This is a genomic window from Haemophilus sp. THUN1692 (genome assembly GCF_059704395.1).
The window spans coordinates 1,811,679-1,835,135 of record NZ_AP046579.1 but is presented as its reverse complement, the minus strand read 5'-3'; the positions used below and the strand labels follow the sequence as shown (position 1 = coordinate 1,835,135).

Here is a 23,457-nt window from a genome sequence, read left to right as displayed (position 1 = left end):
GATATTTATGCAGAAAAAAGATTGGAGCTGGAAGCGCATTGTGTATGAGCTGCACGAGCGAAATATTACGTTGCATTCGCTTTCGATTAAATCGGGATTAGCCCCTTCCACGTTGAAAAATGCACTGCGTGTGAGCTACCCCAAAGGGGAACGCATTATTGCTGCCGCGATTGGCGTGGCACCACAAGAAATTTGGGCGACACGTTACGCGGAGCGGGAGAACCGCTTATGTGGCTAACAACTCAAGAACTACTTGGATTGCCTTTTATGCCAAAAACAACTCAAGGCATTACTTTTAGGGCAAAACAAGAAAATTGGCAGAGAAGACGTAGAGAAGGTGTGAAAGGCAATGTATTTGAATATCACTTATCTGATCTCCCCGAAGAAACCCAAAAAGCCATCCGCCTAAAATTCGCCATCAAAACTGTGGCGAAAAAGCCGAAACCAGCATTGCCAGCGGGGCGGGATACGTTTGATTTGCGCACATGCAGCCAAAAGCAAATCAGTATTTCGGATGCGCGAATGGCAGTGGCGCGTTATGTGTTGAGCCTTGAAGGCACAGAAAAAGGACAACGGCGCAATTTAATAGAGTTGGTATGCGATCAGGTGAAATTAGCCACCTTGCCTGAGCCTGTGCTGGATATGGTGCGTCTTGCCAATGCCAAACCGCGCAATGGTTTATCGCTTTCGCCACGCACGCTGTATGACTGGGTGTTGGCGTATGAAAAAGCGGAAACGCCGGAAGAACGCTTGAAAGCCCTTGTACCGAAGGGCTTTGGGGTGAAGAAAAAAGAATGGCACGAGTGGACGTGGATGCACGATTTTCTGCCGTTTTATCAAATCTTCACCGGTGTGACGGTGGCGCACGCATATAAACGCTTTATTGCCGCTTATGACGGCGAAAAACCGAGCCTGTACCAAGTGCGACGCGTAATGAGTGAAGTGCCGGAGATTGTATTACAACGCGGCAGATTAACTGGCGCAGCGTATTCACAAAAAATGCCGGTGAGACGGCGTGATTGGGAAGTGCTTGGGCTGTTTGATGTGTATGTGGGGGACGGACACGGCTTTAAAGCGAAAATTCGCCATCCGGATCATGCACACGGTTTTCAACCGGAAGTGACGGCGATTATTGATGGACGCACCCGTTATTTAGTGGGCTGGAGCTTGGCGAAATCGGAAAGCGTGATTGCGGTGGGTGATGCCTTACGCCACGCCATTGAGCGATGTGGCTTGCCGTTGATTTATTACTCGGATAACGGCGGTGGGGAAAAGAATAAACGGTTGGATTGTGAAGTGACCGGTTTATTCGCCCGATTAGGCATTACGCACAAAACCGGACGACCAGGCAATCCGCAGGGGCGTGGCATTATTGAGCGATTGTGGGAAACCACGCTGATCCCCTTGGCACGAGAGTATGAAACATCGGTAGTAAAAACAGTGGATAAATCTACCGCACATTTGATTCACCGAAAAATTGAAAGTGCCGTGAATGCCCTTGAAAAAGGCAAAGAACTGACGGCAGAACAACGCCGATTCTATAACAAGATGCCGCGTTGGGAAGAATTTATCGCCGATGTGGAGCGCGTGTTTGAAGAATACAACCGAAACCCACATAGCGAATTGCCGAAAAAGGTGGACGGCACGCATTTTAGCCCATTGGAATATCGGGAATGGATTATGCAGCACGAACAACCGCAACAACGCTGGCTTACCGCGTTTGAATGTGAATTATTATTCCGCCCTGAAGAAATTCGCACGGTGGCTCGCGCTGAAATTGAGTTGTTTACCAACCGTTATTCCAGCACCGACTTGGCGGAATACCACGGTGAGAAAGTGAAAGTGGGCTTTGATATTCACGATCCGTCTTATGTGATTGTGAAAACCTTAGATGGCAGATGGATTTGTCGTGCGGAATTAAACGGAAATAAATCGCCTGCCTTTGCGCAAAGTGTAGTGGAGCAAGCGCGAGAGAAAAGTATTCAAGCGGCGAATAAACGCCTTGAGAAGAAAATTGAGCGCAATAGCCGCGAGTTGCAGTCGGTGCATACGATTGAAGAAGCACCTGATTTTTCAATACTCGTGCCAAAAGTGAAGCAAAAAATCCCAGCCAAGCCGATTTTCCATAACTTAACGGAGAAAGAAGAGTGGGAAGCGGAACAGGCAAAGTTAGTGAATGAATAAGGAGAACAAGATGAAGAATTTTATTGAAAAAGAACGTAAAGCGCGCGCCAAAAGACGATTTAAATGCGCTAAAAGGTTGATTAAAAGAGATTGGTCGAAAATAAACGATTTCCCAGTTTGGATTTTAACCCCTAGTGGCGTTGCCCCAAATTTAGCATTGCAATCAACGGCTCTAGATATGAATCAAGGTACGTCTTCATATCCGTCGCAACAAAATCAGGCACATCAGTGCTTTGTAACAAAAGACGAAGCTGATCGTGCGAATCGCCCTGAAATTGAAGCAGCGCAAGTTGATCCTGCTCGGCAAGTTGAACAATTAGCGAGCGAATTAAAATCTGTTGTACAGCAAGCCGACCGTTTAGTGCAGAAAGTTGTTGCTGTAAGTCTTCGAGTTGAGTTTGCGACATAAGGTTCTCCTTGGTTTAGGTAGGTTTAAAACAGAATTATAACGAGGTTAAAAATGAAAAACAAAGAACTGCAACGGTTTATGACCAATAGCGGCATGACACAAAAGCAGATTGCGCAAGCGTTAGCGGTATCAGTGGGGACAATTAGTCTTTATTTGAAAGGACAATACGCAGGCGATGTGCAACGCCTTGATGACAAGGTGGCGGAGTATTTGGCACGCCAAGATCAGAAAATTTTAAATGCGCGTTACAACAAGCAATTTGTGCCAACGTTTCTCGCACGTAAAGGGATGGAAGCGATGGAATATGCACATACGGAAGGCGAGATGGTAGTGATTTATGGTGCGGCAGGGTTAGGCAAAACCCAGTTGTTAAAAGAATATGTGCGTACGCACCCTTCTGCAATGTTGATTGAAACCGATCCAAGTTATACCACCAAAGTCTTATTACGCAAGATTGCGGAGGCTTGTGGTGTGGTTGTGCAAGGCGTAAACAATGACTTTTTCGAGAAGATAGTGGAGCGTTTGGAAAATTCAGAACGGTTATTAGTGATTGACGAAGCGGAGTTGCTTTCTACACGTTCTTTAGAGTTTGTTCGACGATTACGAGATAAAACCAATATTGGCGTGGTGCTTGCTGGTATGCCGCGTTTAATGGTGAATTTGTGCGGTAAAAACAACGAACTGGCACAGTTATATAGCCGTGTAACTCGACCGTTTGATTTAGGCAATGCCCTTCCAGAGAAAGATTTAGCGTTATTAACGGAAACAGCACTCGGCACGGCTGAATTTAATGCGCCTTTTATTAAGTTTAGTAAGGGCAATGCACGTCGATTAAGTAACCTCATTAAAGGTGTGGTGCGATTGGCTGAAATTAATGAGTGTGAAATCACTTATGAAATGGTTGAAGAATACAGCAAAGTATTGATTGGCTAAGGAGACCAAAATGTTACAACCCAATACAACTAAACAATTAAACAAAAACAATGCCGTGATGTTGGCTTATTTAGAACAAGTGGAAAAAGCCGTGAGACGCTTAAATGAAATGGGGCTTACGGTAATTAATGTGCACTTTGAGAAGATAAAACCGACGGTGCGTGTGATGAATAATGCGGTAACAGAAAAGCTAGAGAAAGACCAACGGGCTTATGTGTATCACGTGGGGCGTGATGTGGCTCGATACCAAGAAGCGCAATTTACAGTGGAAGGTATCCGTGTGGTTTGGCGGAAATATTTGAACTAGGAGGAGGAATGGCAACGCGTCGGCAAATTTATGCGGTCTATCGTGGCGAAAAGAATTTGGGTGACGGGACTGCGGAAGAATTAGCAAAGAAACTCAATGTGAGCGAAAAAACGATTTACAGCTCGGCAACAGTCGCCCGATGTAAACGTGATAAAGGTAAGCGACTTGTGGTGATTAAGTTAGATAAAGAGGAGCTCTAAATGAAGCAGATGATTGAAGGGAAAGAATACTGGCGTGATGCAAGAGGCAATTTAACCCCTGCTGAATTGGTGAAAGACATCGACAAAGCACGTGATGTGCTTGTGCGTGAATGGGTGGAAAAAGGCGTGTCCTTAAATAAGGAGATGCGCAATTTTAAAGAAGGCATTTTTGGTGATGTACAAGCCTTTATTGAACTTTCTGCCGAAAAGTATGGTGCAAAAGTGGGCGGTAGTAAAGGCAATATCACACTTTATAGCTACGACGGTAAATACAAAATCCAACGTGCGATTAACGACCATTTGCAATTTGATGAACGTATTCAGGCGGCAAAAGTGTTGATTGATGAGTGTTTGAATGAATGGAGCGAAGGCTCTCGCCCTGAATTAAAAGCCTTAATTGAACGTGCGTTTAATGTAGATAAAGAGGGAAACCTCAACACTTCACGAATTTTAGGTTTGCGACGGGTAGATATTCAAGATGAACGTTGGCAAAACGCGATGCAGGCGATTAGCGAAAGCGTGCAAGTAGTGAGTAGTAAGGCTTATGTTCGACTTTATGAACGTGTGGGCGAAACCGATCAGTATGTGCCGATTGCGTTAGATGTAGCGGGGGCGTAGATGAGTGAGTCTGGCATCGTTTTAATTTGTCTTTTTGCACTATATGCGTGGTTAGCATATTTGATTATAAAACTTATTTAAATGCCCTTTAAATCTCCCCTAACCCCTCTTTACAAAAGAGGGGGATGGGATGAGGGGCATTCATAATGGGCTTTAAACCAACAGGAGAACCTTATGAACAAAAACATCAACAAGTTTGATCGCTTTAAATATTACAGTGAACAAGCGGCAAACAGTGAACGTAGAGGTGAACTGCAAGACGCCAAAGAGCAATGGGCGATTGCGGAACTTAACGCACCTAACGCACGTAACCGAGAGTGGTGCAAACACCGCGCCGCGTTTTGTGAACGAGTATTAAGAAGACCGTTTTAGGAGGATTTATGGCTGATTATATCGTGCGCCTTTATGGCGTAATTGAAGTGAAAATGAAAGCGGAAACACTAGAACAAGCTATTGAGTTGTGTGATTTAAACACCGCTCCGCCATTAACTGGTTTAGTTGTGGAAATTGATTCAGTGATTGAAGGGGAGGAAGTATGAGTGAATTAACAAAAAATGATTTAAAAATAGGTCGCTTTTACTCAGCTAAACGACCGCAACGTTTCGGTTTTTTCCGCTTACTTAACGACAGAGAGATTATTTGGTTAAGCGATACCCACGTGAAATATGATAGCCCAAGTGTGAAATTTGGCGCGAAATACCCGATAGTGACTATCGAAAGATTTTTGAAATGGGTAAAAGAAGATGTAACAGAGCAAATGCCGAAAGATGAATGGAGACGAGCAGGATGACAGAACAAGAAAAAGTGCGGTTGGATGAAATATTGCAACAAGCAGCAATGCAGCTTATTAAAGCACAAACCTATCTTCGCACAGGGCAAGCGCAACACGCAGCGGTATATGTGGGAAATGTACAGAATTTGTTGCCAGGGTTGAGAATGAGATTGGTGAAAGTATGAAAGTGCTAGATGAACACATCCTTGAATATATCTGGGACGAAACATTAGACCGTATTGCGCAAGAAACCTTAGTGACTTATATCGGTGGCAGTGTTGGCACGTATAGCGACGACCAAGCAAAGAAAAAGGCAGAAGACTTTGCAATATTGAGTGTAAGCCGACTTATTGCAGGATCTGGATTAAGCGATAGTCAATTTAGGAAACGGGTTAAAAAACTAATGGCACAAGGCATTTTATTGCAACGCATTTGGCCAAATAGCTTTGTGATTAACTCAGAGGTGATTAAAGACGTAGCGGTACAAGCCGCACGATGTTGGCGTGCAATCGGCGTACCATATGGTATGGACGATACCGGAAAAGCCTGTAAAACCTTACATATTAACGCTCTACCGAGAAGCATTTTTGAGTTAAAGACAAATTGTTATCGGATTTTGAGATCTGAATATCCAAGTTACAAAAGAAAAGGTGTAGAAAATGAGCAATGAAATAACCCAAAAAGTCCGCATGACAATCGAAGTTGAAATGGAAGACTACCAACGTGACCAACTCGAAATATCAAAAAATACGCAAGTGTTAGGCGGAAATATCGTGCAATTAGACTGGGAAGGAGGAGTGTTTGACGAAGTCGATGACTATCGCAAATTATTTGAAGCAGTTGATTCGAGTCTGATGGGTATTGCATTTGACAATATGGAGGATGAGGCCTTTATAGGCGAATTGCAACTGGCGATTAAACGGGTGGTTACGCCAATTATTAAAGCAAAACGTAAGGCGATTATGGAGGCAGAAAATGAGTGAAAACAATGGATGGATTAAGTATGACTCTTGCCCGCCAAGTGAAGATAGCTTTTTTATCGTATATTGCCCGGAATATGCCATACCTGTGAAGGTTGCATTTTACGATGCAGACTTGTGCGGATTTACTGAGTTTACAGATGATGAAGTAACCCACTGGCAACCACTACCACAACCACCGGAGGAATAAATTATGGATATCGAATACGAATGGTTACTTATTGATGATCTAGATGACGAAGATCAAGAAGAAGTAGAGAAAATTATTAAAGAGTGGTTGGAATTTGACCGAAAAAAACGACCATTTTATTTAGCATCAAGTGTCGTCAAAGAATTATTTATGCGTAATTATAGCAAATGGGAGTGTTATGAAGAGGATGAATATGTTTTCCTCACCATCAGAGAACAAGGGAGTAAACGGTACTCAATTTTCCGTGTGAGCCCATGGTATTGGTTAGCGCCGAACGTTGATGAAATTTATTTTGAGGACTAAAACCCATTTACAGCCTATTAAATCTCCCCTAGCCCCTCTTTACAAAAGAGGGGGATAAGTGAGATGAAGTGGGCTGAGTAATGTGTTTTAAATCAAGTTTGAGGGAACAATAATGAAACTATGCCGTTGCCCTATTTGCCACAGTGATATCCATTTAGATGCGTTGTTGGAAGATGATGCGGGGCGTGAGATGTTGGGGTTAATATCCAATTTGGGTGGGCGTAATGCGCGTGCGTTGGTGAGTTATATTGGTTTGTTTCGTCCTGAAAGATCGGCGCTATCTAATGGTCGGGCATTGAGATTAATGAAAGATGTGTTGGAGATGTATCAACCTAGTCCGCTACTCGCCCATGCGTTGAATGAAACGGTGCAAGCGGTGATGAAAAACCGTCGGGAAACACGCAATATTCAGGCGTTATCGAATCATAACTATTTGAAGAAAGTGTATGAATGGGCGAAACCCTTGTTTGCTGTGGTGCGTAATGAAGGCAAAGCTGAAATGCAAAGCGTGGCAGCGCAAGAAGAGGATCAACGTATGGCAGCCATTCAATATATTGAACGTTATGCCGCTGTTGGGCAGTTGCAATTTGTGGAAAATATGCCTGAGTTTGCGGTTTGGAAAGCCTGGAAAGCGGAACAGGAGAAAGGCTATGTTGCGTAAAAATTTAATCGCTAAAATCCATATTGGAAAAAGCCAATTAGGCCTTGATGATGAAACCTATCGTCAATTACTGGTGAGTACAACGGGTAAAACAAGTTGTACTGAAATGACGGAGATTGAATTGCAACAGGTGTTAAATGTTATGGTGCAAAAGGGGTTTAAATCCAGTTCAAGTTTTTGGGGAAATCGTGCGGCACCACGTGAAGATAAGAAAATTTATTTGGCGAAAGTTACCGCACTTTTAGCAAAACATGGTTTACCGAAAGAATATGCTGATGGTATTGCGAAACGTTCGTTTAAAGTGGATTTTGTGCATTGGTTACAGCCGTGGCAGTTGAAAAAGGTGGTGCAGATGTTGGCGGTGTATGATCGCAATCGACAAAAATCGTAAAACTTTTTGCATAATGTTGGGTAGAAAACCTTGATTTCTGATTAAAAAAAGGTTAATTTTGCGATCAGGGTATCAAAAGCCCAGCAATACGGTCGGCACAACCGTGATTTCGTGCTATTTTTTTGCCTGAAGTTTAGGTAAAAAAATTAAAACCAATTTATCAATGACCGACAGTGCGAGGAATACAATACCGCAAGGGAATAACTCCGCTGTTTATTGCACAGTTTTGAGCTGTCGGTCGCCCTACTCAAAATAGGGTCTCTATTCAGAGGTATGCAATTATGACAAATTTCCAAATTCAAACCTTCACTGGTTCAATTCAAAATCAATCTGTTCAATTAGTCAATGCTCGTGATCTTCATAAATTATTAGGAAACGGCAAACAATTTTCTGACTGGATTCAACACCGCATTAGCAAGTACGGATTTGCTGAAAACCTTGATTTTACCGTGCTTCACCAATTAGTGAACGTCGATAGAGGTTTCTTTGGTATTAGACAAGAAACACTCAAGGAATACCACATCACCCTTGATATGGCAAAAGAGCTGTGTATGCTGGAACGATCTGAAATTGGTCGCCAAGCTCGTCGCCATTTTATCAAAATGGAACAGCACGCTATTGCTTTAGCTACTGAAATGCAAGCGCAAATGCTCGCCATTCCTACATTTTTACGCAACAATCCAGATGAATTGGCACGTTTAATTACCACTGCGCAAACTGCCTTTTTAACGGCAAACCCACAAGCGAAAGACTTTTTACGCTATCGTGAAATGGGCTTAAGTTATCGTGAAATTGGTACGCTATTAGGCAAAACCAAAGATAGCGTGAAATGGATGGCATTTAAAATGCGGAATTTGGGCTTTTTTTCCTCCACATTACCAAAAACAACTGCGGTGCAGTTGGATTTGTTGGCGTAAGGGGGGCGAAGATGAGCATCGGATATGAATTAGAACATCAATTTGATGAAATTCAAAGTAGCCTTGGTGGCTTGCACTGTTTGCGCCAGTTCTTGGAAATTACTGACAACACGGCTGATACCTTAAGTTATAGCCAACTTGCGGGGATGATTGCGGTGTTTACCGCAGCATTGGATTGCCAAGTTAGCACGGTGCGACAGTTAGTGAAAGAATTGCCCATTAAGGCATAAAGATAATCCCACTTCGGTGGGATTTTTTTATCTTTTTTTTCAAAAATACCGCCTTTTTAAAATTTCCGTGTGAGAATTGCGTAAAACAATTTGCGGAGGTGTTTATGGTTGAATCTTTGGAAGATGTGGCTGAATTACTGCCTGAAACGGTGCAGCAGATGGTGGATTTGGTGGGCTTTGCTGCGGTGGAGAAAATTATTACAAATTTTGGTGGGGCTACCTTTCGATTTACTGATGGGGTGCATTATTTTCCTAAGCTTAAAGCATTAATTGGTTTGGAAAGTGCGGTGAAATTACGAGAGGTTTTTCGTGGGGAGTGGCTGTATATTCCTCGTTGCCAAACAGCATTGCGTGTGGTGCGTAATTATCGTTTTAAAGCCGATTATGATTATCTTACCCAGCATTTAAATAAATCAGGGCGTATGGCTATGCTTGAGCTTTGTCCGAAATATCAACTTTCTGATCGGAGCGGTTGGGAGATTTTGGCACAAGTACGCCATCTTGAAGAAACCCATAATCTTGCCTTGTTTTAGTGCTGAAACCGCTCCTCTCTTCTCTTTACTCTGCTTTTAAGACAATACCCTTAATCATTAATAGATTAAGGGTGTTTTTTTATGTCGACGTTAACTTTTCTAGATATTTTTAACCGTTTAATTGGGCATGAGGGGGGGTATGTTAATGATCCCCGCGACCCAGGCGGGGAAACCAATTGGGGGATTACTAAACGCACAGCTTTGGCAAATGGTTATCAGGGCAATATGCGTGTGATGACTCGTGAGCAGGCTTTTAAAATCTACTACTCCGCTTTTTGGCTACGTTATCAATGCGACAAGATGCCTGAAGCGGTGGCTTTCCAGTTTTTTGATGCAGCGGTAAACCATGGATTAGGCAATGCAAGCCGTATGTTGCAACGTGCGGTGGATGTGGCGGATGACGGCATTATTGGCAATATGACCATTGCAGCGATTAAGAAGATGGCGATATCTGATGTGATTATGCGTTTGAATGCAGAACGCCTGGAGTTTTATTGCAAACTTGGCACTTTTGCAACCTTTGGTAAAGGTTGGGTGCGTCGTGTGGCGGGCAATCTTAAATATGGGGCAATCGACAATGAAGTTTAAGTTTTTAGGCGTGTTTAAACGTGTTTTAAATTGGTTTCAAAAGCCTCAAAAAGTCACGCAATATCGACCGCACTTTTACAGTAAAAATGCGTGGAGTTATGTATCTAGAGGGAAACCGACTGCAGCCCAAATGATTATGTGGAGATTATGCCGATGAATAAGTTGCTTGAACTTTTTACCAATGTTGATGGCCGAGCCAGTACAACGGGATTTATTCAGTTTTTCGGCTTTTTGGTGATGGCGGGTGTATTAATTTATGCGGTCTATCTTGACCGTTCTACGGTCACTGATTTGTTTTTTTATTTTGCTTGTTTTTGTGGTGGTTCTGCTGCAACCAAAGGGGCGGTGATGGCTTTTCAAGCCAAACAAGCAAAACCAGAAGAACCGATTACCGGTGAAACCTATGTGGAGCCAGAACAAACGGATAGACCAAGGGGGATTTGATGAGTATGCAGATTATTTTAGCGGGGCTCGGAATTTTCGCACTATTGGGTGCGTATGTGATGTTTAAGCTGAAACATGCACACCGTGAGATTGAGCAATTATTAAAAACCAATGCGCAGTTGCAAGCGCAGAAAGCTGTCGTTGAAACTCAAGTGAAACATTTTGAAGTGAGAAAGAAAAATGAAGAAAACACTCGTATCACTAGCCGTGATGATGTCATTAACCGCTTGCAGCAATCAGGCGATCTCCGTGATTAATCCAAGTTGCAGTGGATTTGGCATTATTACTGCCAGCAGACAAGATACCACGGAAACCTTACGACAAATTGCGGTACATAATGCGACTTATCGTGAGATTTGCACTAAAAATAAGGAGTCAAAATGATTGACGATAAAGTGTTTATTGGGATTGGCACGACGTTGATTATGACATTAGTCGGCTGGGTGTGGAAATCAGTAAACGATAAAGTGGCTGAAAATGAGCATGCGATTAAAGCCTTAGAAAAGCAAATGCAACAGGATTTTCAGAGTAAAGAGCTTGCTGAAGTAAAAGATAAACACTTTGAAAGCATTTTGAAAGAGGTGCGCGATCAGTTGAAAGAAATCAATCAGAAGTTAGATAAAAAGGTGGATAAATAATGTCAGCAAGAGAGCGAAAACGATTAGAGCAATTGGCAGAAAAACAAGAAATTAATGCCAAATTAGATGAGATTCTGGTTTTAAGCCGACAAGCGAACCATAAAATCGACCGTTTAGACGGTCGAGTGGATGATATTGATGCTCGCTTGGCAAAGGTAGAAAACAGTATGGCTAAATTGGGTGTGCGATCCGCTTTAGTTGGCGGTCTGGGCGGTTTATTAGTATCGGTTGGATTTGAGCTAATCAAAGCCAAATTAGGAGGCTAGTGAATATGGCACATGATGAAAAAACCAAGGCAGATGTGCGCCGTTATTATGTGTTTGATTGCTTAACGCTGGAATTAGCCGCAGAAAAAGCCAAAGTGTCCTATAACACTGCTCGACGCTGGAAACGTGAAGCCGAAGCTCGTGGCGATAATTGGGATAAAGTGCGTGATGCGAACACGATGGCAAGTGGCAAAGTAGAAGATGTGGCGCGCGGCATGCTGACTGCATTTGTGCTTTATTTTGAAAACACGATGGATGAGATTAAGCGCGCGGAAGCATTGCCTGTGAGTGAAAAAGCGAAGTTGATTCAGGGCTTGGGCGATAGCTATTCGAAAATGGTGGCAAGCAGTAAACGGTTATTACCTGAAGTATCTGAATTAGCTACTGCGATTAAAACGGTGAAACTCTTTGGGGAATATATCCAAACCAATAAACCAGAACTAACAGGTGATTTTTTAGATTTGCTCAATGGATTTGGTGAAACATTAAGTAAGGAATTTAAAGCATGATGGAAGGTTGGAATGGTTCACTGGCATCCGAAGGTTGGGAAGTATAATGGGTGTAGAGGATAATTGTGAAGAATAAAGAGTTATTAGCAGAATTAAAAGCCTATTCGGACAGCTTGCGACAAAAGGTCGAGGCAAAGTTTGAGGGGTGGGATGATTCTCTTGCTGCCATTAGTGAGCGACGCAAAAAGGTGCTAGATCCTGTTTCGGGCTATGACTTTTTTGTGTCGAATTACTTTCCGCATTATGTGCGCTCCCCTTATCGTTCGGAGTTGCACGATTACTTGTTCAAAACCCTTCCGGAAATCCTGCAAGATCCGAAGTCGGTCAATATGGCGACTGCTGCGCCTCGCGGTGAAGCAAAATCCACGTTGGTGTCGCAGTTGTTTACGCTTTATTGCTTAGTAACTCAAAAAAAACGCTATGCACTCATTGTGATGGACTCTATCAATCAGGCTTATCCGATGTTGGAATCTATCAAAGTAGAACTGGAGTTTAACCAACGCCTGCGCATCGACTTTCCAGAAGTCGCTGGACAAGGTCGTGTATGGCAGGCAACGACAATTTTAACCAAAGCGAATCAAAAGGTTGAAATTGCCGGTTCGGGTAAAAAATTACGTGGTTTGCGACATGGGGCTTATCGTCCTGATCTTGTAGTGTTGGACGATATAGAGAATGACGAACAAGTCCGCAGCGCAGAACAGCGCGATAAGTTGCACGAATGGCTTAAAAAGACCGTACTTCCATTGGGTGTCCCTGGTGAAAAACTGGACGTGGTCTATATCGGGACTATCCTGCACTACGACAGCGTACTGAACCGCACTTTAAGCTCCAAAGCATGGAAAACCGCTAAATTTAAAGCCTTAAAGAAAATGCCTGATGACATGGCGTTGTGGGACAAGTGGGAGGACTTCTACTTAAATGAAGGCGAAGCGGTAGCTGATGCTTTCTATACACAAAATCAAGCGGCAATGGATAAAGGCGCAGTGGTGAGCTGGGCTGCTCGTCCCATCTTAACCTTGATGAAAATTCGGGCACGTGATGGGCATGCCACCTTTGATTCGGAATATCAAAATGACCCGTTAAGCAGTGATGATGCGATGTTTGCCAATAGTTTGACTTATTGGACGGAATTGCCAGCAAATTTAATTTATTTCGGTGCGCTTGACCCATCCTTAGGAAAAGCAGGGGCAAGTCGTGACCCATCGGCTATTTTAGTGGGCGGGTATCACCGAGAAACAGGCAAGTTATATGTTGTGGAAGCGCAAGTGAAAAAACGTCTGCCTGATTTAATTATTGAAGATGTGATCCGTATGCAGAAGCAATACCACTGTCAGCGGTGGTTTGTTGAAACGGTGCAATTCCAAGAATTCTTAAAAGACGAATTAGTGAAACGCTCGGCACAACGTGGCATTCCTGTTCCAGCGACGGCAACTAAACCAAATACAGACAAAATGTTGCGTATTGAGAGCCTACAACCCCACATGGTGAATGGCTTAATTTTGTTGCATAGCTCACAAGCTACGCTGATTTCCCAGTTACGCCATTTTCCGAAAGCAGACCATGATGATGGCCCAGATGCGCTGGAAATGTTGTGGCGTAATGCCGTGGGTAGTTCGGCAGCGATTGAGTGGATTGGGTTAAATCAACTGAATGAGATTGAATCAGATGAATACGAAGATGAAGACGATCTTTATTCAATATGGAAACATTAAAGGCGGATTAAATGGGATTTATTGATAAGGTTAAAAACCTTTTAAAAGGTAATGAAACAGAGCCAACACAAACCGATGATGCGGAAGTAACTGCAACGGGGCGTGTATTAGATGATCACCCCTCTGCAAAAATTACGCCAACAAAATTAAAGCAGATTTTAGAGGATGCCGAAAACGGTGATATTCAGGCGCAGCATCAACTTTTCATGGATATTGAAGAGCAAGATAGCAGCATTGCCGCCAATATGATGACACGTAAGCGTTCAGTTTTAACGCTAGATTGGCGTATTGTTGAGCCACGTAATGCCACTCCTGCGGAAGAAAAATTGCAAGCAGAGATTGATGAGTTATTTTACCAATATCCTAACCTTGAGGATTTATTTGTAGATCTCATGGATGCGGTCGGTCATGGCTTTTCTGCCCTTGAAATCCAATGGGCGCAGGTGAATGGCAAATGGGTTCCAAAAGGCTTTAAACCTTGTCCTCAGTCTTGGTTTAAATTGGATAAAGACGATAGTTTATTATTACGCACGCCAGCTAATCAAATGGGTGAGCCTTTACGTCCTTTTGGTTGGGTGGTACATCGCCATAAATCTCGTTCGACACAGTTGGCTCGTGATGGGTTATATCGCACATTGGCATGGATTTATATGTATAAGCATTATTCTGTGCGTGATTTTGCCGAGTTTTTAGAGCTTTATGGTATGCCGATTCGCATTGGTAAATATGGTGCTGGTGCCACTAATGCGGAGAAACGAACATTATTGCGTGCGTTGGCCGAAATTGGGCATAACGCGGCAGGCATTATGCCTGAATCGATGCAGATTGAACTGCATAACGTCGCTAATGCGGGGGCTGCATCGGGTAATAATCCATTTTTACAAATGGTTGATTGGTGCGAGAAATCTATTGCTCGGTTGATTTTGGGGCAAACCTTAACATCGGGGGCGGATGGTAAAAGCTCCACCAATGCGTTAGGTAATGTGCATAATGAAGTGCGTCGTGATTTGATGATTAGCGATGCGAAACAAATTGCGCAAACCATCACTCAACAAATCATTTTGCCGTATTTGCAAATTAATGTTGATCCAAATATTGCACCACATCGTGTGCCTTATTTTGAGTTTGACACAAAAGAATATGAAGATTTATCGGTCTTTGCAGATGCCATCCCTAAACTTACGGGCATTGGGGTGCAGATTTCGGAAAGCTGGGTGCGGGATAAATTAGGTATTCCTGAGCCACAAGAAGGTGAGTTGATTTTAAGCACAGCGCAAGGCGAGAAAACGGACGAAAAAACGACCGCACTTTCTGCCATGTTGAACCACGGCAAAGGCTGTACTTGCGGTTGTCGTGCTGCTGCGTTGTCGGTAGGTAATGTTCAAGACTTAGGTGATATTAATTTGTCTCCACAACAGTTAAATCAGCAAATGCAACCTTTAGTCGTAGATCTTGCACAGGCATTCCGTCAAGGAAAAAATTATGAAGATGCGATGGCTGCCGCATTATTGGTTTACCCGACCTTATCAGATGAGCAATTAGTACAAGGGTTAGCACAAGCTTTATTTGTGGCGGATATTTGGGGAAGAATTAACGGAGCAAAACAAAATGGATCTGAATGATTTTTTCTTTGCGATTGGTTTACCGCCCGAGAAAGCCATTGAATATTTGTCTTCTAAAGGTTATGCCGTTGGCTTTCATTGGCATGAAATATGGCAAGAAGCTCACACTAAAGCCTTTACAGTTGCAGGTATTTTAAAACAGGACATTCTTACCGATATTCATCAGAGCCTAATTGAGGCGCAAAAAACAGGGATACCACAGCAACAATGGGAAAAAAATATTGGAAAAGTGCTTTATGATAAAGGTTGGCTAGGAGCAGAAGCGCAATTATTGGGTGATGAAAACGGTGAGTTGATGGGAAAACGTCTTACGCCTCACCGTTTAAATACCATTTACCAAACTAATATGCGAATCGCAGAACGTGTCGGTGAATATCAGTCGATGAAAGAAGTTGCGCATTTGCGTCCTTATTGGCGTTATGTCGCTATGTCCGATGCACGTCCAAGCCATGCCGCATTGCATAATTCTGTTTATCCTGTTGATGATCCTTTTTGGGATACCTTTTATCCGCCTAACGGTTGGAATTGTCGCTGTAAAGTCTTTGCCGTAAAAGAGCGTGATTTAAAGGAAAATGCTGACTGGCAGTTGCGTAAAACCACTGAAGAAGACTACGAGCAATATGTGCAAAATATCGGTGGTATTGATCGCATAATGACAGCTTATAAGCTACCTGACGGTCGATTATTTAGAACTGATGCTGGGTTTAATTATAACCCTGGTAAATCATACCTTGCTAATTTAGGGCAAACCATGCTTGAAAAGGGGGTTAATGCACCACCTAGAGTTGCGGCAGTCGCAATTAATGAAACATTTAAACACCCACGTCTTATGCAGGAAGTAAAAGCTAATTTTGCCAATGAAGTCACAAATATAGCCAAAAATCTTGAACAAGGTATTGCTCGCCCTACAGGACGTTTACATTTTGTTGGCGCATTGTTGCCAGAGGTTGTAGCAAATTTACAGCAACAAAATATCGTTTTAGATAGTGCAATTATAGCTATCGAAGATACTGTAATTTATCATGCATTACGCAATGACAAAGCAAATCGAAAACAAGGTGATAAACGCTTGCCTAGCGTGTTTTGGGAAAACTTACCCGAAATGTTGTTAAAGCCAAAAGCAGTGTTAAGGGATAAAACGCACCGAAATCCAGAAACAAAAGAAAATTCGTTGCTGTATGTGTTTATAACCCCGCAAGGTAAAGTATCAGTGCGATTTAACTACAAGACACAAGGAGAAAAATTAAATAGTATAAGAAGTGGTGAAATTGTTTTAGATATGAAAACATTAAAAGATAGCAATAAGTTTGAATTGATATCTGGAAGTTTAGATTAGAACTTGAATTGATGGCAGGACTCGAACCTACATAACCGGGCTTTTACCCCCTCCCTTTCCCCATTGGTAACAATCAATTCAAGCTTTCTAATCATATCTCGTCTTTTTAAGGTAAGCAATAGATGATCAAAATTGAAATCGAAAATGCAGAAAATATCTCAAGGTTATTAGGCAAAGTTGCCGAAAAAACGCAAAACCGTCAAGATTTAATGGCAGATCTTGCAGAAACGATGCGCCTTGCCGTGGATAAAAACTTTGAAATGGAAGGTCGCCCTGATTGGCAGGGTTTAGCCCGCCCCAATAAAAGTGGAAAAATCTTACAAGGTAAAAGCCGAGATTTACGCTCAAAAATTATCTCCAAAAGTGATAATAGCGAAGCGATTGTAGGAAGTAACAAGGTTTATGCGGCTATCCATCAATTCGGCGGTAAAGCTGGACGAAATAAAAGGGCAGAAATTCCTAAACGTCCTTTTCTAACACTTACAGAAGAAGATAAGGAAGATTTATTAGATGATGTGCAAGGCTACTTCCAACGCTTAATTAAATAAATCAGAAAATTGCCCTAAATCGCACGTAGGGCGATTTTTTACTTTTAGGGTATAAGATTTCATCTTTAAATTTTTAAAGCAATTTAAAACGGTTTTAAAGCGTTTTAAAATGGGTTTGGGTTGTTTTCAATCATTCAATCTTTCACGTCTTTAATGTGAGGCTTGTTCCTCATTGTCTAAAATTTCAAATTATTTGGTTGCGCTGAAGCCAGTCATCTCTTGTTATCTCGTTCAATTCGATATTCTGCCATCCTAGATTGAGTTTTTAAGGATGGTTTCAGATGAAATTAACAGTTGCCGCTTGTAGTTTTGAAATTGACAAGGCGAAGTATGGTCGTATCCAACTTTTACCTTATGGCAAATTTCGCGCCACAGACGGCAGACCAACCGATGTGGAGGCATGGTATGTAACCGATACGAACGGGGCTGATGTTGTGGCATTAGCTAACAGTCAGAAAAATCCCCTACCCATTGACTACGAACACCAAATCTTACATTCCCAACAAAACGGCAAAGAGGCTCCTAGCGCAGGTTGGATGGAATATCTCTATTTTAACCCGCAAGGGATTTTTGCTGATGTGCGTTGGACGGATAAAGCCGCGGAATACATCAAAAATGGCGAATATCGTTATATCTCTGCCGTGTTTGCATATGACACGAATGGTTATATTCGCAAAATCTTTCACGCCGCACTGACCAACAACCCCGCTTTAGACGGTATGGATGAAGTGATGGTTGCCGCCAGTGTGCAACTTTTAAATCAACAAAAGGAAAAGCCAGAAATGGACAAAAAATTAGTGGAAGCCTTGTGTGCGTTGTTTGCTTTGAAAGCTGACGCAAGCGAAGCTGAAATTACCGAAAAAGTGACCGCACTTTCTGCCGCCAAAGGCGACAGCCAAGTGGCGGTGTTAGATGTGTATGCCAAGTTAGCTGAAAAAGAACAATCTGTTGCGGCATTAACCGCGCAAGTGGGTAAGCCTGACCCAGCTAAATTTGTGCCAGTCGAACAGGTGGTTGCATTGCAGGCTGATTTTAATGCGCTTAAAACATCTGTAAAAGCGGACAAGAAAGAGGCATTAATCACAGCGGCATTATCGCAAGGCAAACTGGCTCCTGCATTAAAAGATTGGGCGCAAAGTTTATCTGTTGAGGCATTAAGTGCTTACTTAGAAAAAGCACCTGCAATGGCCGCATTAAGTGGTGAGCCACAAGCAAAAGGCGATCCAGAGCAGAAAGTGGCAGCGTTAAGTGCGGCTGAACAAGCGGCAGCACGTGCGCTTGGTATGACTGAAGCGGAATTTATGGCAGAACATAAGGAGCAAAAATAATGAACTTTAAAAAATCAGAAGTTTTAAAGGCAATTGAAACCCAGTTTAAAAAAGACTTTGTAGCGGGTTTAGGTTTAATTAAACCGCAGTGGGACTTAATTGCAATGAAGGTATCCTCTAACACTAAAGTGAACACCTATGGTTTCTTAGGCCAGTTCCCGAAAATGGTGGAATGGGTAAATAAACGTCAGCGTAAAGCAATGCAAGCACAAGGTACCAGCATTGAAAACAAACTTTACGAAAGCACGGTGGGTATTCCGCGTACCGATATCGAAGATGACCAAGTAGGTTTATTCCGTCCAATGGTGCAACAGGCAGCACAAAGTGCGGCTGAATTGCCTGATGATTTGGTGTTTAGTTTGTTAAAAGCCGGTAAAACCACGCTTTGTTATGACGGCCAAAATTACTTTGATACTGATCACCCGGTTTACCCAAATGTGGATGGTACAGGTGCAAGTAAAGAGCAAAGTAACTTAACGACTGGCACAAAAGATGGTGCACCAACATTCTATCTTTTCGACACCACCAATGCGATTAAACCGTTAATTTGGCAAGAACGCACTGCGCCAGAAATTGAAACGAAATTTGATCCTTCCAAGTCTGACACCGTATTTAACGAAGATATTTACGAATGGGGTGTGCGTGCTCGTGGTGCAGCTGGTTTTGGTTTCTGGCAGTTAGCGCACTGCGTGGAGAAAACTGAACTTACTGCGGAAAACATCATGGATGTCATTGCCAAAATGCAATCCTTAAAAGGTGACGGTGGCAAGTTATTGAACATTCGCCCAAATGTGATTTTAGTGCCACCTGCACTTGAATTCAAAGCACGTCAAATCTGCGAAGGTGAATTAATTAACGGCACGACTAATATCTTAAAAGGTCGTTTGAAAGTGATTGTGTCTCCACAAATCATTGCGGAATAACCATCAATAAGGGCGAGCAATCGCCCTTTAGGAGCAAAAATGGCAAAGGAACAGCAAGATGAAGTAAAAGCTGAGACGCAAGATGAAACTGCAGAAAACACATCTGATGTTTTGGTAGAAGGCAGTGGGGTAATTAACCCAATTGCCTATGCGGTGACGTTACGTGCAATTCATCCGCAAGACTCTTATGGTCGCTGCGGCTATCGTTTTAACAAAGAAAGTGCGGTGGAAATTCCAGTTGAAAACTTGACGGGTGAGCAAGTCATTATGCTTGCTGAAGATCCCTGGTTGGAACTTATTCCCATCTGCGAAAAATAAGGATGAGTGATGCATTACGCCAGTGCAGAAGATTTTGTGTTACGTGTAGGGGAAGTGCAAGCCATTGAACTGACCGACCGCGATTTGACTGGGCAAGTTAATGACAATTTGCTTGATGTCGCATTGTCTGACAGCTCAAGCCAAATTGATGGTTATTTGGCAGCACGTTATACCCTCCCTCTTGTGAGTGTGCCACAAAACTTAGTGCGACTTTGTTGTGATTTGGCTCGTTATCGTTTAGCGAGTATGTCTCATGTGACGATTACAGAAGAAATTATTACACGCTATAAATTAAGTTTAAAAGAACTTGAGGATATCAGTGTGGGTAAGATTTCACTTGGGTTGCCGCCTACAGAGAATAATGATGCCAACGAACAAGACAATGGTGTGATCTTTACTAATCCGAAAAACAGGATTTTTGCGCGTGATCACTCAAATTGAAAATGCCCTTGTAGAACGCCTACAGCGTGGCTTAGGGCGTTTAGTCAATACTGTTAAAAGCTATGGCGGTGAGCTCGATGATGAAAGTCTTGGGACATCACGTTTGCCGATGTGTTTAGTCACTTTTGGGGGCGCACGTATCGAACGTATGGGCACCAATTTGAAGCGCCATCAATCCACAGCAAACTTTGTCATTATCGTGGCAGTAAATAGCTTGCGTAGCAATATTGCGGCACGACAAGGCGGAGCGGATAAACGAGAGGTGGGCGTTAATCAGTTGATTACAGCCGTACGCCGTTTGTTAGATGCGCAAACCTTGGGGCAATTAGTTAAACCATTGAAACCGACAAGGGTGCGCACGCTTTTTAATAATGCCACTTTTAAAGGTGGGGCGATAACGGCTTATGCGATTGAGTATGACGCAGTCTATGACGATTTGAGTCCGTTAGAAGATGGCCGTTATCCTGAAATGACACAGGATAGCAAAAATCCTGATTATTTGTTTACGCATTATCATGGTGAGCTATCGCCACCAGATCCGATGCTAGAACGTATTGGTAACAACATTTATGACCCAATAAGCGGTGCTAGAGTGCCGTTTGAGGTGGAGACACAAAATGAAAGTGAAAGCAGTAATAGGCATTAAGGTGCCGATGGAACATCAACCTTATACCTATATTGAACAAATACCGGTAGAGGTAGAGCCGTCGATTTATTATCAGCGCCGTATTAATGATGGCGATTTGATTGTAATCACAGACACACGTTCACGCAAAGAACAGGAGAAAGACAATGGCTGAAACGAATATTGATTTTGATAATATCCCGACGAGTCTTCGTAAACCGGGTGTTTATACAGAATACAACTCACGCAATGCAGTGAGTACTTTGCCAACAAATGAGCAAAACGTCTTAATTGTGGCACCGATGTTAAATGCAACAAAAACATTTAGCGCACCGACACCGATTTATTCGGATGTAGATGCAAAAAATACATTTGGTACTGGGTCTTGGGCTCACTTAATGGCGCGTATTGCTATCCAAAATAATGCCATGATCCGTTTAACGGTAATTGGTTTAAAAGAGAGTGATTCAGGTGTGGCAGCAACTGGCACCATTACGCTAACAGGCACAGCAAGCAACGCTGGCGTGCTTAAAGTTATCATTGGTGGTCTTGATTATGCGGTGGCAATCGCTAAATCTGAAACCGCTGCCAACATTGCTGCCCGTTTAAATGCGGTGATTAATGCGGGGGAATATTGTCCTGTCAGTGCAACAGTCAGTGAAGGTACTGTTACGCTTACTGCGAAATGTAAAGGCGAAATTGGCAATGAGATTAGTGTCAATGCCACATTAAGCGCAAATGATATGGCGGTGAATGTTTCTGCCCTTGCAAATGGTGCCGAAAATGCCGATTTAGCGACGGCATTAGCATCAGTGGCTGGTCAGCACTATCACGTGATTATCTCCCCTTTTGCGGATGATAAAAATGTGAAAGCCTTGCGCGAACATTTAGAGTCGGTAGCAAGTCCTGTTGAGAAAAAACCGGGTGTTGGCGTATTAGGTTTTAATGGCACATTGGCAAGCGGTACCACTTATACTGAAAAGATCAATGCAAATCGCATTACCGTGGGTTGGTATAAAGGGGCGGTTGAATCTAATGCCTTAATCGCTGCGGGATATGGGGCGGTTATTGCAGGCGAAGAAGACCCCGCTAAACCGTTAAATACGCTTGAGATTAAAGGTTTAACCCCTGTTGATGCCACTCAAACACCGTTAAAAACCGAAGTCAATCAGGCACTTTTCCATGGTTTAACCCCTATTACAGTGGTGAATAATCGTGTGCAAATTATGCGTGCAATTACGACTTATACCAAGTCACCCGCGAATGTGGATGATCCTGCGTGGTTAGACTTAACCACAATTCGTACACTGGACTATACGCGTAAAGCGATTGAACAGCGTATTGAGTTACGTTTCCCTCGTGCGAAATTATCTAATCGTACCCCACAAAAAGTGCGGTCAGAAATCCTTGATGTGCTCTATCGTTTAGAGCAACAAGAGATTTTAGAAAATGTGGAGGCGAACAAGGGTAAATTGCTTGTTGTTCGCAATGGCCAAGATCCAAATCGTTTAGATACGGCAATTCCAGCGGATGTGGTAAATGGCTTACACGTTGTCGCTAACCGAATTGATTTAATTTTATAGGGGGCGTAAATGGAAAAATATGCAGGTTCGGCTGTGCTTGAAGTGGACGGCACAGAAATTGAAATCACCGATTTAAACGTGACAAAACAAACCGGGCGTAAATTAGTCAAAACCATGAACTCTGAAGGGCGTGCACGTGGTTTTGCCAAAGGCATTGCGACTTGGGAATTATCATTGACGGCAACAATGCCTGTGGATGGTTCGGAAATTGATTGGGCGGGTATCAGTGATGCGAAAATCACGGTATATCCGCTTAATCAAGAAGATAAGCGCACATCCTACCTTGGCTGCTTTACTACGCAAGTAGGCGAGAAATACACGGTGGATAACGAAGCCGTTATTGATATCCAGATGAATGCGCTTAAAGAGGTGAAAGAATAATGCGTTTATTGCTTGGTATTCCTTACGGTGATCGTCGTTATTTTGACTTTGACGTGCGATTACTAACCTTGGGGGGCGAATGTGCCGCCCTTGAGAAAGTCGCCGAGCTTGGTTTAGATGAGAAAGAAAACCTCACGAGAGCGGAGCAAATGCTCGTGGACTTGGCTTATTTATCTGAACAGCTTGATATTATTGGTATTGCGCAAGATAAGCTCACGCCACAGTTTTTACTGGATAACCTTGCCACGGATGATTATGTGCTGATTACGCAAGCTATCGCAGAACTGCGAAAAAAGCACATCGACGCTGGGGAAAACCCGAGCAAAGCCGAAACCGAATAAAACAACATTACGGTGTGTTTGATGCCGAGAAGAATTACCGAAGTGCGGTTATTTTATTGGCTAAATTTGGGTTTACTGCTGAAGAAGTACGAGCAATGTGTCATGCGGAAGTTGCTGCGTGGGTGGCAAGTTGGCAACATTCGCAAGGTATTAAAACTCAGTCAGAAAAAGGCAACACGGTGCATTACAACCTTATGCGTCGTAAAACTAAGGGGGCGTAAGCCCC

At 42.9% G+C, this 23,457-nt stretch carries 40 protein-coding genes; all 40 read left to right on the top strand.

Annotated features, from left to right (window positions below; all coding sequences use genetic code 11):
• The first annotated feature begins 7 nt into the window (after positions 1 to 7).
• The 40 genes from AC6H0A_RS09285 to AC6H0A_RS09090 all read left to right on the top strand — a co-directional run bounded on the left by AC6H0A_RS09285 (position 8) and on the right by AC6H0A_RS09090 (position 23,452).
• The gene (locus AC6H0A_RS09285; RefSeq protein WP_005641541.1) at positions 8 to 238 is read left to right on the top strand and encodes a helix-turn-helix domain-containing protein; all 231 of its coding nucleotides are present in this window, start codon (positions 8 to 10) and stop codon (positions 236 to 238) included.
• Positions 229 to 2,184, top strand: a complete 1,956-nt coding sequence (locus AC6H0A_RS09280) for a Mu transposase C-terminal domain-containing protein (RefSeq protein WP_179230969.1) — start codon at positions 229 to 231, stop codon at positions 2,182 to 2,184. The genes AC6H0A_RS09285 and AC6H0A_RS09280 overlap by 10 nt, the downstream gene beginning before the upstream one ends.
• Before the next feature lie 10 nt (positions 2,185 to 2,194).
• The gene (locus AC6H0A_RS09275; protein WP_044232717.1) at positions 2,195 to 2,593 is read left to right on the top strand and encodes a hypothetical protein; all 399 of its coding nucleotides are present in this window, start codon (positions 2,195 to 2,197) and stop codon (positions 2,591 to 2,593) included.
• A 51-nt stretch (positions 2,594 to 2,644) separates the two neighbouring features.
• Positions 2,645 to 3,526, top strand: coding sequence for an AAA family ATPase (locus AC6H0A_RS09270; protein ID WP_005641538.1), 882 nt, complete (start codon positions 2,645 to 2,647; stop codon positions 3,524 to 3,526).
• A 10-nt stretch (positions 3,527 to 3,536) separates the two neighbouring features.
• Positions 3,537 to 3,833 carry an HI_1482 family protein gene (locus AC6H0A_RS09265; protein ID WP_005641536.1) on the top strand — a complete coding sequence of 99 codons (297 nt, stop codon included), beginning with the start codon at positions 3,537 to 3,539 and terminating at the stop codon, positions 3,831 to 3,833.
• Between the two features lie 8 nt (positions 3,834 to 3,841).
• Positions 3,842 to 4,033 carry an HTH domain-containing protein gene (locus AC6H0A_RS09260; protein WP_005641534.1) on the top strand — a complete coding sequence of 64 codons (192 nt, stop codon included), beginning with the start codon at positions 3,842 to 3,844 and terminating at the stop codon, positions 4,031 to 4,033.
• Complete coding sequence (locus tag AC6H0A_RS09255; protein WP_005641533.1) at positions 4,034 to 4,651, top strand: DUF3164 family protein; 618 nt, start codon at positions 4,034 to 4,036, stop codon at positions 4,649 to 4,651. It abuts the gene before it with no gap.
• Between the two features lie 174 nt (positions 4,652 to 4,825).
• Positions 4,826 to 5,023 (top strand): ANR family transcriptional regulator, encoded by a 198-nt coding sequence (locus AC6H0A_RS09250; RefSeq protein WP_005641531.1) that lies wholly within the window; start codon positions 4,826 to 4,828, stop codon positions 5,021 to 5,023.
• Positions 5,024 to 5,031: 8 nt separating this feature from the next.
• Positions 5,032 to 5,190 carry a hypothetical protein gene (locus AC6H0A_RS09245; protein ID WP_005688593.1) on the top strand — a complete coding sequence of 53 codons (159 nt, stop codon included), beginning with the start codon at positions 5,032 to 5,034 and terminating at the stop codon, positions 5,188 to 5,190.
• On the top strand, positions 5,187 to 5,441 hold the full coding sequence (locus AC6H0A_RS09240) for a hypothetical protein (protein ID WP_005688591.1): 255 nt from the start codon (positions 5,187 to 5,189) through the stop codon (positions 5,439 to 5,441). Before AC6H0A_RS09245 ends, AC6H0A_RS09240 begins: the two co-directional genes overlap by 4 nt.
• The gene (locus tag AC6H0A_RS09235) at positions 5,438 to 5,608 is read left to right on the top strand and encodes a hypothetical protein (protein WP_167351482.1); all 171 of its coding nucleotides are present in this window, start codon (positions 5,438 to 5,440) and stop codon (positions 5,606 to 5,608) included. Before AC6H0A_RS09240 ends, AC6H0A_RS09235 begins: the two co-directional genes overlap by 4 nt.
• A complete protein-coding gene (locus AC6H0A_RS09230) occupies positions 5,605 to 6,093 on the top strand; it encodes a hypothetical protein (RefSeq protein WP_044232712.1) in 489 nt (162 codons plus the stop codon). Before AC6H0A_RS09235 ends, AC6H0A_RS09230 begins: the two co-directional genes overlap by 4 nt.
• Positions 6,083 to 6,406, top strand: coding sequence for a hypothetical protein (locus tag AC6H0A_RS09225; RefSeq protein WP_044232711.1), 324 nt, complete (start codon positions 6,083 to 6,085; stop codon positions 6,404 to 6,406). Before AC6H0A_RS09230 ends, AC6H0A_RS09225 begins: the two co-directional genes overlap by 11 nt.
• A complete protein-coding gene (locus AC6H0A_RS09220; RefSeq protein ID WP_044232708.1) occupies positions 6,399 to 6,593 on the top strand; it encodes a DUF551 domain-containing protein in 195 nt (64 codons plus the stop codon). The genes AC6H0A_RS09225 and AC6H0A_RS09220 overlap by 8 nt, the downstream gene beginning before the upstream one ends.
• 3 nt (positions 6,594 to 6,596) lie before the next feature.
• The gene (locus tag AC6H0A_RS09215; RefSeq protein ID WP_044232705.1) at positions 6,597 to 6,896 is read left to right on the top strand and encodes a hypothetical protein; all 300 of its coding nucleotides are present in this window, start codon (positions 6,597 to 6,599) and stop codon (positions 6,894 to 6,896) included.
• A gap of 112 nt (positions 6,897 to 7,008) precedes the next feature.
• On the top strand, positions 7,009 to 7,557 hold the full coding sequence (locus tag AC6H0A_RS09210) for an HI_1489 N-terminal domain-containing protein (RefSeq protein ID WP_005641528.1): 549 nt from the start codon (positions 7,009 to 7,011) through the stop codon (positions 7,555 to 7,557).
• Positions 7,547 to 7,948 (top strand): gp16 family protein, encoded by a 402-nt coding sequence (locus AC6H0A_RS09205; RefSeq protein WP_005641526.1) that lies wholly within the window; start codon positions 7,547 to 7,549, stop codon positions 7,946 to 7,948. Before AC6H0A_RS09210 ends, AC6H0A_RS09205 begins: the two co-directional genes overlap by 11 nt.
• 281 nt (positions 7,949 to 8,229) lie before the next feature.
• Positions 8,230 to 8,865: an antA/AntB antirepressor family protein gene (locus tag AC6H0A_RS09200; protein WP_005641524.1), complete on the top strand. Its 636-nt coding sequence runs from the start codon at positions 8,230 to 8,232 to the stop codon at positions 8,863 to 8,865.
• Positions 8,866 to 8,876: 11 nt separating this feature from the next.
• A complete protein-coding gene (locus AC6H0A_RS09195; RefSeq protein WP_005641522.1) occupies positions 8,877 to 9,095 on the top strand; it encodes a hypothetical protein in 219 nt (72 codons plus the stop codon).
• A gap of 104 nt (positions 9,096 to 9,199) precedes the next feature.
• The gene (locus AC6H0A_RS09190) at positions 9,200 to 9,628 is read left to right on the top strand and encodes a Mor transcription activator family protein (protein ID WP_005641517.1); all 429 of its coding nucleotides are present in this window, start codon (positions 9,200 to 9,202) and stop codon (positions 9,626 to 9,628) included.
• 81 nt (positions 9,629 to 9,709) lie between these two features.
• Positions 9,710 to 10,216: a glycoside hydrolase family 108 protein gene (locus tag AC6H0A_RS09185; RefSeq protein ID WP_005641515.1), complete on the top strand. Its 507-nt coding sequence runs from the start codon at positions 9,710 to 9,712 to the stop codon at positions 10,214 to 10,216.
• Positions 10,217 to 10,369: 153 nt separating this feature from the next.
• Positions 10,370 to 10,660, top strand: a complete 291-nt coding sequence (locus AC6H0A_RS09180) for a DUF2644 domain-containing protein (RefSeq protein ID WP_005641511.1) — start codon at positions 10,370 to 10,372, stop codon at positions 10,658 to 10,660.
• Entirely contained in the window at positions 10,660 to 10,917 is a 258-nt protein-coding gene (locus AC6H0A_RS09175; RefSeq protein WP_005641509.1) for a DUF2681 domain-containing protein, read from the top strand. Before AC6H0A_RS09180 ends, AC6H0A_RS09175 begins: the two co-directional genes overlap by 1 nt.
• A 123-nt stretch (positions 10,918 to 11,040) precedes the next feature.
• Positions 11,041 to 11,298 carry a hypothetical protein gene (locus tag AC6H0A_RS09170; RefSeq protein ID WP_044233154.1) on the top strand — a complete coding sequence of 86 codons (258 nt, stop codon included), beginning with the start codon at positions 11,041 to 11,043 and terminating at the stop codon, positions 11,296 to 11,298.
• Complete coding sequence (locus AC6H0A_RS09165; protein WP_005642597.1) at positions 11,298 to 11,564, top strand: hypothetical protein; 267 nt, start codon at positions 11,298 to 11,300, stop codon at positions 11,562 to 11,564. The genes AC6H0A_RS09170 and AC6H0A_RS09165 overlap by 1 nt, the downstream gene beginning before the upstream one ends.
• 5 nt (positions 11,565 to 11,569) lie before the next feature.
• Positions 11,570 to 12,073, top strand: coding sequence for a DUF1804 family protein (locus tag AC6H0A_RS09160; RefSeq protein ID WP_005642599.1), 504 nt, complete (start codon positions 11,570 to 11,572; stop codon positions 12,071 to 12,073).
• 65 nt (positions 12,074 to 12,138) lie between these two features.
• Positions 12,139 to 13,785, top strand: a complete 1,647-nt coding sequence (gene terL / locus AC6H0A_RS09155) for a phage terminase large subunit (RefSeq protein WP_005642601.1) — start codon at positions 12,139 to 12,141, stop codon at positions 13,783 to 13,785.
• 11 nt (positions 13,786 to 13,796) lie between these two features.
• Positions 13,797 to 15,407, top strand: coding sequence for a DUF935 domain-containing protein (locus AC6H0A_RS09150; RefSeq protein ID WP_005642602.1), 1,611 nt, complete (start codon positions 13,797 to 13,799; stop codon positions 15,405 to 15,407).
• Complete coding sequence (locus AC6H0A_RS09145) at positions 15,394 to 16,743, top strand: phage head morphogenesis protein (protein WP_005642604.1); 1,350 nt, start codon at positions 15,394 to 15,396, stop codon at positions 16,741 to 16,743. The genes AC6H0A_RS09150 and AC6H0A_RS09145 overlap by 14 nt, the downstream gene beginning before the upstream one ends.
• Before the next feature lie 122 nt (positions 16,744 to 16,865).
• The gene (locus AC6H0A_RS09140; protein ID WP_005642606.1) at positions 16,866 to 17,291 is read left to right on the top strand and encodes a phage virion morphogenesis protein; all 426 of its coding nucleotides are present in this window, start codon (positions 16,866 to 16,868) and stop codon (positions 17,289 to 17,291) included.
• Between the two features lie 281 nt (positions 17,292 to 17,572).
• A complete protein-coding gene (locus AC6H0A_RS09135) occupies positions 17,573 to 18,619 on the top strand; it encodes a phage protease (protein WP_005642607.1) in 1,047 nt (348 codons plus the stop codon).
• Entirely contained in the window at positions 18,619 to 19,542 is a 924-nt protein-coding gene (locus AC6H0A_RS09130) for a Mu-like prophage major head subunit gpT family protein (RefSeq protein WP_005642609.1), read from the top strand. The genes AC6H0A_RS09135 and AC6H0A_RS09130 overlap by 1 nt, the downstream gene beginning before the upstream one ends.
• Positions 19,543 to 19,581: 39 nt before the next feature.
• Entirely contained in the window at positions 19,582 to 19,860 is a 279-nt protein-coding gene (locus AC6H0A_RS09125; protein ID WP_005642611.1) for a hypothetical protein, read from the top strand.
• Positions 19,861 to 19,869: 9 nt separating this feature from the next.
• Positions 19,870 to 20,301, top strand: a complete 432-nt coding sequence (locus AC6H0A_RS09120; RefSeq protein ID WP_005642613.1) for a gp436 family protein — start codon at positions 19,870 to 19,872, stop codon at positions 20,299 to 20,301.
• Positions 20,285 to 20,947, top strand: coding sequence for a DUF1834 family protein (locus tag AC6H0A_RS09115; protein ID WP_005642615.1), 663 nt, complete (start codon positions 20,285 to 20,287; stop codon positions 20,945 to 20,947). Before AC6H0A_RS09120 ends, AC6H0A_RS09115 begins: the two co-directional genes overlap by 17 nt.
• Positions 20,919 to 21,101: a DUF2635 domain-containing protein gene (locus AC6H0A_RS09110; protein WP_005642617.1), complete on the top strand. Its 183-nt coding sequence runs from the start codon at positions 20,919 to 20,921 to the stop codon at positions 21,099 to 21,101. The genes AC6H0A_RS09115 and AC6H0A_RS09110 overlap by 29 nt, the downstream gene beginning before the upstream one ends.
• Positions 21,094 to 22,509, top strand: a complete 1,416-nt coding sequence (locus tag AC6H0A_RS09105) for a phage tail sheath subtilisin-like domain-containing protein (RefSeq protein WP_179230972.1) — start codon at positions 21,094 to 21,096, stop codon at positions 22,507 to 22,509. Before AC6H0A_RS09110 ends, AC6H0A_RS09105 begins: the two co-directional genes overlap by 8 nt.
• Before the next feature lie 9 nt (positions 22,510 to 22,518).
• Complete coding sequence (locus AC6H0A_RS09100) at positions 22,519 to 22,890, top strand: phage tail protein (RefSeq protein ID WP_179230973.1); 372 nt, start codon at positions 22,519 to 22,521, stop codon at positions 22,888 to 22,890.
• Positions 22,890 to 23,231 (top strand): hypothetical protein, encoded by a 342-nt coding sequence (locus AC6H0A_RS09095; protein ID WP_133498445.1) that lies wholly within the window; start codon positions 22,890 to 22,892, stop codon positions 23,229 to 23,231. The genes AC6H0A_RS09100 and AC6H0A_RS09095 overlap by 1 nt, the downstream gene beginning before the upstream one ends.
• A 14-nt stretch (positions 23,232 to 23,245) precedes the next feature.
• Complete coding sequence (locus tag AC6H0A_RS09090; RefSeq protein ID WP_040034148.1) at positions 23,246 to 23,452, top strand: hypothetical protein; 207 nt, start codon at positions 23,246 to 23,248, stop codon at positions 23,450 to 23,452.
• Positions 23,453 to 23,457 lie beyond the last annotated feature (5 nt).

Coding starts and splice junctions, on each gene's coding strand:
- AC6H0A_RS09140 (WP_005642606.1), top strand. CDS start 16,866: ATGATCAAAATTGAAATCGAAAATGCAGAAAATATCTCAAGGTTATTA.
- AC6H0A_RS09205 (WP_005641526.1), top strand. CDS start 7,547: ATGTTGCGTAAAAATTTAATCGCTAAAATCCATATTGGAAAAAGCCAA.
- AC6H0A_RS09225 (WP_044232711.1), top strand. CDS start 6,083: ATGAGCAATGAAATAACCCAAAAAGTCCGCATGACAATCGAAGTTGAA.
- AC6H0A_RS09230 (WP_044232712.1), top strand. CDS start 5,605: ATGAAAGTGCTAGATGAACACATCCTTGAATATATCTGGGACGAAACA.
- AC6H0A_RS09235 (WP_167351482.1), top strand. CDS start 5,438: ATGACAGAACAAGAAAAAGTGCGGTTGGATGAAATATTGCAACAAGCA.
- AC6H0A_RS09220 (WP_044232708.1), top strand. CDS start 6,399: ATGAGTGAAAACAATGGATGGATTAAGTATGACTCTTGCCCGCCAAGT.
- AC6H0A_RS09270 (WP_005641538.1), top strand. CDS start 2,645: ATGAAAAACAAAGAACTGCAACGGTTTATGACCAATAGCGGCATGACA.
- AC6H0A_RS09280 (WP_179230969.1), top strand. CDS start 229: ATGTGGCTAACAACTCAAGAACTACTTGGATTGCCTTTTATGCCAAAA.
- AC6H0A_RS09195 (WP_005641522.1), top strand. CDS start 8,877: ATGAGCATCGGATATGAATTAGAACATCAATTTGATGAAATTCAAAGT.
- AC6H0A_RS09165 (WP_005642597.1), top strand. CDS start 11,298: ATGTCAGCAAGAGAGCGAAAACGATTAGAGCAATTGGCAGAAAAACAA.
- AC6H0A_RS09110 (WP_005642617.1), top strand. CDS start 20,919: ATGAAAGTGAAAGCAGTAATAGGCATTAAGGTGCCGATGGAACATCAA.
- AC6H0A_RS09265 (WP_005641536.1), top strand. CDS start 3,537: ATGTTACAACCCAATACAACTAAACAATTAAACAAAAACAATGCCGTG.
- AC6H0A_RS09160 (WP_005642599.1), top strand. CDS start 11,570: ATGGCACATGATGAAAAAACCAAGGCAGATGTGCGCCGTTATTATGTG.
- AC6H0A_RS09245 (WP_005688593.1), top strand. CDS start 5,032: ATGGCTGATTATATCGTGCGCCTTTATGGCGTAATTGAAGTGAAAATG.
- AC6H0A_RS09105 (WP_179230972.1), top strand. CDS start 21,094: ATGGCTGAAACGAATATTGATTTTGATAATATCCCGACGAGTCTTCGT.
- AC6H0A_RS09200 (WP_005641524.1), top strand. CDS start 8,230: ATGACAAATTTCCAAATTCAAACCTTCACTGGTTCAATTCAAAATCAA.
- AC6H0A_RS09150 (WP_005642602.1), top strand. CDS start 13,797: ATGGGATTTATTGATAAGGTTAAAAACCTTTTAAAAGGTAATGAAACA.
- AC6H0A_RS09180 (WP_005641511.1), top strand. CDS start 10,370: ATGAATAAGTTGCTTGAACTTTTTACCAATGTTGATGGCCGAGCCAGT.
- AC6H0A_RS09240 (WP_005688591.1), top strand. CDS start 5,187: ATGAGTGAATTAACAAAAAATGATTTAAAAATAGGTCGCTTTTACTCA.
- AC6H0A_RS09285 (WP_005641541.1), top strand. CDS start 8: ATGCAGAAAAAAGATTGGAGCTGGAAGCGCATTGTGTATGAGCTGCAC.
- AC6H0A_RS09275 (WP_044232717.1), top strand. CDS start 2,195: ATGAAGAATTTTATTGAAAAAGAACGTAAAGCGCGCGCCAAAAGACGA.
- AC6H0A_RS09210 (WP_005641528.1), top strand. CDS start 7,009: ATGAAACTATGCCGTTGCCCTATTTGCCACAGTGATATCCATTTAGAT.
- AC6H0A_RS09190 (WP_005641517.1), top strand. CDS start 9,200: ATGGTTGAATCTTTGGAAGATGTGGCTGAATTACTGCCTGAAACGGTG.
- AC6H0A_RS09255 (WP_005641533.1), top strand. CDS start 4,034: ATGAAGCAGATGATTGAAGGGAAAGAATACTGGCGTGATGCAAGAGGC.
- AC6H0A_RS09170 (WP_044233154.1), top strand. CDS start 11,041: ATGATTGACGATAAAGTGTTTATTGGGATTGGCACGACGTTGATTATG.
- AC6H0A_RS09260 (WP_005641534.1), top strand. CDS start 3,842: ATGGCAACGCGTCGGCAAATTTATGCGGTCTATCGTGGCGAAAAGAAT.
- AC6H0A_RS09215 (WP_044232705.1), top strand. CDS start 6,597: ATGGATATCGAATACGAATGGTTACTTATTGATGATCTAGATGACGAA.
- AC6H0A_RS09095 (WP_133498445.1), top strand. CDS start 22,890: ATGCGTTTATTGCTTGGTATTCCTTACGGTGATCGTCGTTATTTTGAC.
- AC6H0A_RS09125 (WP_005642611.1), top strand. CDS start 19,582: ATGGCAAAGGAACAGCAAGATGAAGTAAAAGCTGAGACGCAAGATGAA.
- AC6H0A_RS09100 (WP_179230973.1), top strand. CDS start 22,519: ATGGAAAAATATGCAGGTTCGGCTGTGCTTGAAGTGGACGGCACAGAA.
- AC6H0A_RS09135 (WP_005642607.1), top strand. CDS start 17,573: ATGAAATTAACAGTTGCCGCTTGTAGTTTTGAAATTGACAAGGCGAAG.
- AC6H0A_RS09145 (WP_005642604.1), top strand. CDS start 15,394: ATGGATCTGAATGATTTTTTCTTTGCGATTGGTTTACCGCCCGAGAAA.
- AC6H0A_RS09120 (WP_005642613.1), top strand. CDS start 19,870: ATGCATTACGCCAGTGCAGAAGATTTTGTGTTACGTGTAGGGGAAGTG.
- AC6H0A_RS09130 (WP_005642609.1), top strand. CDS start 18,619: ATGAACTTTAAAAAATCAGAAGTTTTAAAGGCAATTGAAACCCAGTTT.
- AC6H0A_RS09175 (WP_005641509.1), top strand. CDS start 10,660: ATGAGTATGCAGATTATTTTAGCGGGGCTCGGAATTTTCGCACTATTG.
- AC6H0A_RS09250 (WP_005641531.1), top strand. CDS start 4,826: ATGAACAAAAACATCAACAAGTTTGATCGCTTTAAATATTACAGTGAA.
- AC6H0A_RS09185 (WP_005641515.1), top strand. CDS start 9,710: ATGTCGACGTTAACTTTTCTAGATATTTTTAACCGTTTAATTGGGCAT.